Raw genomic sequence first — 5,453 nt, forward strand, 5'->3', positions numbered from 1 at the left:
GAGCAACGATTTACTTTGGCATAACCGAAGTTTCGACAAACGCAAATTTTTTTGTGGCGTTGCTAGCCATCTCGGTGACCGTGACATTTGCTCGTTTTCTTGTGGTTCGTCGGGATGCTCAGTTTATCCCGATTTTATTTTGGGGGATGTACGTGTCGCTGCTGTTATTCGTCACATCCGATCGCTGGATTTGGGAACTCAACGAAGATTACCCCGTCCAACCCGTCGCGGAAATGATTCGATCGCACACACCCACCGGTCAAATCGTCTATACCTCCCACCCCTACAATCGTCCGTCTCTTAACTTTTATAGCGATCGGCAAGTGGTTGTGGCCAATTCGATCGAATTACAGCAATACTGGCAACATTGGGATGTCCCAGTCTACTTTTTAGTTCAACCGTCCCCTGAATTGAAGTTCGAGGATGGTCGGATCTTGGGCGAAACCTCAGGCTGGCAACTGATAACTCGCCATGGCCGTAAAGTATAGAATGCGCGAAGTGCGGACATCTCGATCCCATCCCTCCCGGTAACCGATTTTCCGCCGTTCGCATTTCCCCATTCTCCCCCTCAAGAATTTAAAAAGTGGGGTTAACTCCATGCAAGGTATGCTACGCTAGTAAAGCGCATAACGCGGGCGTAGTTTAGTGGTAAAACCTTAGCCTTCCAAGCTAATGATGCGGGTTCGATTCCCGCCGCCCGCTTTAAAAAAAATAATCTCGATTACCGATAATCACTGATACAAAACTGTTTTTGTCTGTATTGTTGGCTAACTCTGGGAAATATTCGCCGATCGCGGTTTGCGCTCAACATTGACTCCAAAAAGAGTGGGTCGGAAAAACATATAGCGCTTCGTCATCAGTTTATTTACACAATCGATGAAACCGGCTTTTTCCATTCCCTATTCCCCATTCCCCATTCCGAACTCTAAATTTTCAATATGTCCGAACCCGAATACGATCGACTATTTAATACCATCGAAGAATTGGTCATGTGCCACTCTCCCAGCGGCGTGGAAGCAGAGGTAGACCGATGGCTGTTCGATCGCTTTGCCGCACTGGAATTGGAAACCTGGCAGGATGAAGCGGGTAACGCGATCGCCAAAATTTCCGGTCGCGATTCGAGTCGATCGTTGACGATTACCGCCCATAAAGACGAAATTGGGGCGATCGTGAAAACGGTCGGTGACGATGGAACCGTGGAAGTGCGAAAATTGGGTGGCTCTTTCCCTTGGGTCTACGGTGAAGGGGTGGTGGATTTGTTGGGCGATCGGAAAATCGTCTCGGGAATTCTTTGTTTTGGATCGCGCCACGTCTCCCACGAATCCCCGCAAAAAGCCCAGCAAGACAAAGCCCCCCTCAAATGGGAAAATGCCTGGATCGAAACCAAACAAACGGCGGCCCAACTCAAGGCTGCTGGGGTGCGACCGGGAACGCGAATGGTGGTGGGGAAACATCGCAAAAAACCGATTCGCTTAAACAATTATATCGCCAGCTATACCCTCGATAATAAGGCTTCGGTGGCAATTTTGCTGGAATTGGCACAAACGGTGAAACAACCCCCAGTTGACGTGTATTTGGTGGCCTCGGCAAAAGAAGAAGTGGGAGCCATCGGGGCGCTGTATTTTACCAATCGCCAGCGAACCAATGCCCTGATTGCCTTAGAAATTTGTCCCATCGCCCCGGAGTACCCGATCGAAGATGGAGTGGCTCCGGTACTGCTCTCTCAAGATGCCTACGGCGTGTACGATGAGGGGTTAAACGCCGACTTGCGTGCTTGTGCCGAGGAAGAAGGTATTCCCCTGCAACTGGCAACGATTAGCGGGTTTGGCAGCGATGGATCGATCGCCATGAAATTCGGTCACGTGGCGCGGGCCGCTTGTTTGGGCTTCCCCACCCAAAATACCCACGGCTACGAAATTGCCCATCTCGGGGCGATCGTCAACTGCATTCGCGTGCTGCAGGGCTATTGCCGCGTATAAAGTAAATCCCCATCGACATCATTAGACATCTGGGGAAAAGAGGGAACTCCGGAACGGGGAAATAGGGAAAATAAGAGTAGGAATTGGCGATTTCGGGATGAGAACGGATGTAAATCTTCGATCCTCTGACTGGCAAAGTTTACTCGTCCGTGATAAAAGATACATCAATAACCTACCGCTCGATCTCGCAACCTTTCCACCCTGAAGACAAGACCTATGGAAAGATACCGTGCTTTCGATCTTCGCAAGTACCGAGACGCTCGAAGTTAGACGACCCTAAAATTTTCACCTGCGAGCCAAGAACCTTGCAAAAGCCCAGAGCAAAGATATAGGTCAAAGCTGACTCGAGACGAATTTGCCATCGAGTTCTTCAGTGTTGGTTCAACTCGATCGCGGCAACCGACACCGTTGCGTGAAGCGTCCCATCGACCTCTTCGGTCGCGCGATCGCGAATCTCTCGACTTGACGACTACCCATCTACCGTGCATTTTCTATTATGAACGAGGTTTTTATCTCCTATTCGCGCCGCAATAAAACCTTTGTCGAGAAATTGTATCGAGCTTTCAAAGAGGTCCAGCGCGATGTATGGGTTGATTGGGAAGATATTCCCCCCAATGCAGACTGGCGCAAAGAAATTTATCGGGGAATCGAAGCCGCAGAGAGTTTCGTCTTCGTCCTCAGTCCCGACTCAGTGGCATCGGTCGTCTGCGGCGAGGAAATCGACTATGCGATCGCCTATAACAAACGGCTGATTCCCATCGTCTGCGAGGAAGTCTCCTACGACGAAGTTCACCCCGAACTTGCCAAACTCAACTGGATTTTCTTTCGGGAAATCGATCGCTTCGAGAGCGCCTTTGAAAAACTCATCGAAACCATCGATACCGATCTCGACTACGTTCGCGATCATACCCGCCTCCTCAAACGGGCGATCGAATGGGACGAGAAAAATCGCGATGCCAGTTTTACCCTCCGGGGTAACGACCTCAAAACGGCCGATCGTTGGCTGGCTCAAAGTGAAAGCAAACAACCCGAACCCACTCCCCTCCACGCCCAATACATTCTCGCAAGCGACCTCCAGCAGCGGCAGCGACAGAGCTTTACTCTCATGGGTGTGGCGATCGGGTTGGTTGCCACCGCCATTCTCGCTCTTTTCGCCGTTAAAGAGCGGGGTACGGCTATCCAAGAGCGCAATCGCGCCCGCGAACAGAGCGTCCGCGCCCTCACGGCTTTGTCGGAAGCCAGACAGTTAACCGACGACGGTCTCGAAGCCCTCCAATATGCCGTCCAAGCGGCCGGACACCTACACCGCGATCGCACTTTTCCTGACGATCTGGTAGAAGCGACGACGGCAATCCTTCGCGAAACGGTCTATAACGTTCAAGAACGCAACCGCCTCGACGGTCACAAAGACCAAGTCAACCGGATTGCGTTTTCCCCCGATGGCGAACTGATTGCCTCGGCGAGCAATGACAATACCGTTCGCATCTGGAAAGAAAATGGCGAGGTCTTGCATATTTTGCCCCACGACGACAACGTCAGGCGAGTGACATTCTCTCCAGATGGGCAAACGGTGGCTTCGGCTTCCAAAGACGAAACGGTGAAAATTTGGCGGGTTGAAGATGGAACGCTTTTGGAGACCTTAGAGCATGGTTCCCTCGTTCGAGCCGTGGCTTTGAGTGCTGATGGCGAATGGGTGGTGACTGGAGATGACGACGGGAAAGTCCGGTTGTGGAAGTCGAGCGGTGAATTACTGACCACCTTCAGTGCCCATCGCAGCGAAATCAACGATATTGCCTTCAGTCCCGTTAATCTAACCTTTGCCACCACCAGCCACGACCAGCAAGTTAAACTCTGGGATGCGATCGAAATTCTCGATCGGAAGGGGGAAAATAACGCTCCCGAACCCCGGCAAGAGTTTACCGGTCACCGCGATAAAGTTTGGGATGTGGATTTCTCGAACGACGGAACGTCGATCGCGACAGCCAGTTCCGATAACACCGCCAGAATTTGGAACTTGGACGGAACGCCCCGAACCCCGCTCGAAGCCCATACCAACTGGGTGCGCAGCGTTTCCTTTTCGCCAGACGGGAAAGCATTGGTAACCGGCAGCGACGATAATACCGTTAAACTCTGGAGTCCGAGCGGAATTCTCTTAAAAACGTTTATCGGTCACGATGCCAGCGTGCGCAGTGTTGACTTCGCACCGGATGGTAAAAGCATTGCATCGGCAAGCGACGACTCCACCATTCGCTTGCGCAGCATTGAAGGGGCAGTCGTGGAAATTTTGCAAGGACACCGTTCTGGGGTGAAAGGGGTTCGCTTCAGTCCCGATAACCTCATCGCCTCGGTGAGTACCGACAACACCCTCAAAATCTGGACTCCCGACGGGGCGCAACTGCTGCGCAGCGTGGAATACGAATCCGGGATGCGGAATGTCAACTTCACTGCAGATGGTGAGTTGGCGATTACGGCCGGCTACGATAACGTGTTGCAATTGTGGGACTTAGAGGAAATGCTCGCATCTGACGATGCCGAACCCATTCGCCGTTTTGTCGGTCATACTTCAACGGTGAAAAGCCTGAGCATTGCTCCAGACAGTCAACGAATGGTGTCAGCGGGTGCGGATGGCACGATGCGTCTGTGGCAAATTAGCGATGGCACGCTTTTGCGAACCTTTGAGGGCATTCACAAACCGGAAGTGACGGATGTGAGTTTTTCTCCCGACGGTTCCTACATCGTTTCGGCTGGGGGGGATGGCTTCGTCAAGGTTTGGTCTCGGGAGGGGGAGTTGCTGCAAGAATTTGCAGCTCACGAAGAATGGATTAACACCATCTATTTCAGCCCCGACGGGCAGTTTTTGGCAACGGCAGGCGGAGATAACACTATTCGCCTATGGCGGTGGAACGAAGGTCAGTTCGATCCCGCTCCCGTCGCGATTCTCGAAGGACATACGGATTGGGTTTGGGATGTGACCGTCTCTCAAAACAGCGACATCGTGGCTTCGGCGGGGAAAGATAATACCGTTCGCCTGTGGGATACGGAAGGGAATTTATTGAAAACCCTAGCCGCTCACAAAAACTGGGTGCGTGCGGTTAGCTTCAGTCCCGACGGTGAAAAGCTGGCTTCTGCAAGTGCGGATAAAACGATCGTTCTCTGGGATGTGGATTCGTTGGAGAAACTGCAACAGTCATCTCAGGATATTGGACTCGATCGATTGTTGCAGCTTGGATGCAAATCCCTGAAGGATTATCTGGCAACCAACCCGACGTTGACGGAGTCGGAGAAAACTATCTGTGAAGAGATCGAGCCACTGTAGAGAAGGTTTTGGGAGCGCAGGGGGCCCGGCGGCGATCGCATTTCTCTTCTGCGAATTAAACACCTTCTAATTTCAAGATCTGTAGTACGATAGTAGTCTTGTACTACAAAAATCGTGAGGTAACGATTGGGGTTATCTCATTCGGGAGAGTCATGGCA

2 protein-coding genes, 1 tRNA gene and 1 pseudogene are annotated in these 5,453 nt (G+C 51.8%); all 4 read left to right on the forward strand.

Annotated elements, in window-relative coordinates:
* Positions 1-488 (forward strand): annotated as a pseudogene (locus tag IQ235_RS17695) (phospholipid carrier-dependent glycosyltransferase); the annotation flags it as partial.
* Between the two features lie 143 nt (positions 489-631).
* Positions 632-702 (forward strand) — tRNA-Gly (locus IQ235_RS17700).
* A 236-nt stretch (positions 703-938) separates the two neighbouring features.
* A complete protein-coding gene (locus IQ235_RS17705; RefSeq protein ID WP_264322748.1) occupies positions 939-1,979 on the forward strand; it encodes a M42 family metallopeptidase in 1,041 nt (346 codons plus the stop codon).
* A gap of 496 nt (positions 1,980-2,475) precedes the next feature.
* Entirely contained in the window at positions 2,476-5,295 is a 2,820-nt protein-coding gene (locus IQ235_RS17710) for a toll/interleukin-1 receptor domain-containing protein (protein ID WP_264322749.1), read from the forward strand.
* Positions 5,296-5,453 lie beyond the last annotated feature (158 nt).

This window comes from Zarconia navalis LEGE 11467 (genome assembly GCF_015207075.1).
In the GTDB taxonomy this organism is placed as follows: domain Bacteria; phylum Cyanobacteriota; class Cyanobacteriia; order Cyanobacteriales; family Geitlerinemataceae; genus Zarconia; species Zarconia navalis.

Bases quoted from the DNA above. Each gene is read 5' to 3' on its own strand.
- IQ235_RS17705 (WP_264322748.1), top strand. From the start codon at position 939: ATGTCCGAACCCGAATACGATCGACTATTTAATACCATCGAAGAATTG.
- IQ235_RS17710 (WP_264322749.1), top strand. From the start codon at position 2,476: ATGAACGAGGTTTTTATCTCCTATTCGCGCCGCAATAAAACCTTTGTC.